The 2,504-nt window shown below is 56.9% G+C and carries 3 protein-coding genes; all 3 read right to left on the reverse strand.

Annotation, left to right across the window (positions count from 1 at the left end; genetic code table 11):
- Positions 1–354: hypothetical protein (locus AC33YF_RS13650; RefSeq protein ID WP_491777761.1), on the reverse strand; the 354-nt coding region annotated here is incomplete at its 3' end.
- A gap of 303 nt (positions 355–657) precedes the next feature.
- On the reverse strand, positions 658–1,308 hold the full coding sequence (locus AC33YF_RS13655) for a nitroreductase family protein (protein ID WP_491777762.1): 651 nt from the start codon (positions 1,306–1,308) through the stop codon (positions 658–660).
- Between the two features lie 57 nt (positions 1,309–1,365).
- Positions 1,366–2,196 (reverse strand): class I SAM-dependent methyltransferase, encoded by an 831-nt coding sequence (locus tag AC33YF_RS13660; protein ID WP_491777763.1) that lies wholly within the window; start codon positions 2,194–2,196, stop codon positions 1,366–1,368.
- Positions 2,197–2,504: the final 308 nt, after the last annotated feature.

The raw sequence follows: 2,504 nt of genomic DNA on the forward strand, positions 1-2,504 counted from the left end.
CATTTTTCGAAGCGTCTCCTGGAATTTTTTCACCTCTTCCTGGTTCTGTTGCATGTAATGCTTTTTGTCGCTCGAAAGCAACTTGACGGCTTGCCCGTGAAAGACGACGGCAGCCTGCGGCGGCTTTGACAACCCTTTCACAGTGCCATCGTTATAAACATCCTGAACTGCCCAAAAGACCACGTTGAGCATAAACGCAGAGCCTTGACTAACATCAAAAATGGCCTTCACCTGAGAAACGCCACTCAGCGCGTTTTTGTAGTCGGCTGAAGCCATTCGAGCTTGGGCTGCAAGTCCAACCGCAGCAATGGTTATGACTGCCAGGCAGAGCCTCAATACTTTCTGAAACGGCACGATTTGAGCTCCTTGAACGGATTTGCAAGTGTCAAAAGCCGGTCTTTAGGCAGAGACCGGAGCGAGCGAGTTCGGGCAGCGTAACAGGTGCGACACCCCGCCGCAACATGAGGTGATGCTGCCTTGGCGCAGATGCACCCTTGGGCGCTCGGCGAATGGCGAACGCGTTTGGCGTTTGAAGCATCGAACTGAGAACTCTGGCAGCGCCGGGACCGCTCCGGGTCAACCTTCAACGACCGACCTCGCCCAACGCATGGCGGACGTCGGCGTCCGGGCAAAGGCATATTTCGCATCACTTCGGCGCTATGATTGGACACGACGGGTATCCCATGAGTTCCACGATGTCTTCTGACGGGCATCAATCCGGCGCGCTGGCCGAAAGTCTCGGCCAGTGTAATAGGCGACAGGGATAAGGGCCGTCTGAGTAACGCTATCCGGAATCCCAAGGAGTTGCGCGATCTCAGATTCATGGGCGAGATGAAGCGTCGTCCAGCAGGTACCCAGACCTCGTGATCGCAGCGCCAGCATGAAGGACCATGCCGACTGCAGGACCTGTCCGTAAAGCGACGCCTGTACGAATGCCGATGGATCGCTCGAGCGTCCTTCAACGCAGGGAATGACGTGAACCGGAACCTCATGCAAATGGTCTGCAAGGTGTCCTGCGACTTCAAGAAAACGTTCCTCTCTGTCTGGGAACGCCTTCGTCGTCTTCTCCCGCCTGCTCAGATAAGGGCCGTAATAAGTCGCTTTATAAACTTCTGCTATTCGCGCTTTCTTATGCAGATCGGTCACCACAACGAAATGATACCTGGGAATGAACCCGCCAACAGGTGCTTGGATTGCCAGATCCAGACATTCTTCGATCACCTCAGGCTCAACCGGTCGGGTTAGGTCCAGGCGCTTGCGCACAGCTCTGGTCGTCGTAAGGAGTTCATCTACCGTCGAGAGATCCATAGTCGGCCTCCTCCATCTTACTTGGCGCAGTCATCAAGCCAACAATCCATCGCGCGCTTACCGCTTGATCCCGATGGTCACGAGGTACTGGAATGGAATAGCCACGCCGAGGTCGGTCCGATACGTGCCAACCCACTCTTCGAACGCCGAGCGCATCTCTTCGCGACGGGCGGGAGCTAGTGCGCCAGCAACGGCTTGAACAGGCGGAAATCCCGAGCTGTACAGTGTCCAAGCCTCCGACGGACTGCTGAGGCGGTGAAAGAGTTCACCTTTCTCATGTCTCAGGTCGAAATAATCGCCCAATGCGCTAAGCAGCCAATCAGGGTCGCCCCAATTGAACGGCGAGGGCGGAGGTGTCTTCGGAGCAGGCACTTCCGGCATAAAGGGCGCCACCACTTGGCGCAATGCGGCGGCATTCGTGTTTGGCTCCCAGGCAACAACAGCAATGCGACCTCCCGGCCTGACAACACGCGAGAGTTCCCCCAGAGCAGCCTCCTGATTGCTGGCAAACATGATCCCGAACGTCGAGATGGCAGCGTCGAAGCTTGCATCCGCCAGTGGTAGCTTTTCCGCATCACCCAAACGCCACTCAACGGTTACGCCCTCTTCGGCGGCCAATGCCCGCGCTGCGCTCAGCAGTCCATCGGCGATATCAACTGCAGTTACCTTGACGCCCAATTTCGCCACTTGGCGGGCGGTCCAGCCGGTTCCGGTTGCAATATCCAAAACGTCCTGATCGGCCGCCGGTGCCAATCTAGCCACCCCGTGGCGGATTCCTTCGGATATGCCGGAGCTGATGGCATCGTAGGCGCGCCCGCCCTGGCTCCACATGGCGGCAGCCTTTCGATTATGTTCCAACACCGCGTCATTGACCTGCATCTGTGTCATCTCACCAATCCTTACTCATGAGCAGGCATCTGGTGCCGTCGGCACCGCGACGGTCATCCCGCAACCGGTGACGATGCTAAGGATGCTGGCGGAACGTCTGAGCGAGCGTCCCGACAACGGCAAAAAAACGTCAAAAGAACACCATTTGCGTGCGCTGGTTCGTGCGCGGCGCGGTATGTTAGGAAACCTCGTTGTTCACAAATGTTGAGGACGATCGCCCCCATGTTGCGACTGAGATTACTCGGCGGTCTGGAACTGATTGGCTCTGCCGGCCAGACCGTAAATTTTGTGTCCCGAAAGGATGCTGC

This window comes from Methyloceanibacter sp. (genome assembly GCF_058506495.1).

Bases quoted from the DNA above. Each gene is read 5' to 3' on its own strand.
- AC33YF_RS13655 (WP_491777762.1), bottom strand. From the start codon at position 1,308: ATGGATCTCTCGACGGTAGATGAACTCCTTACGACGACCAGAGCTGTG.
- AC33YF_RS13660 (WP_491777763.1), bottom strand. From the start codon at position 2,196: ATGACACAGATGCAGGTCAATGACGCGGTGTTGGAACATAATCGAAAG.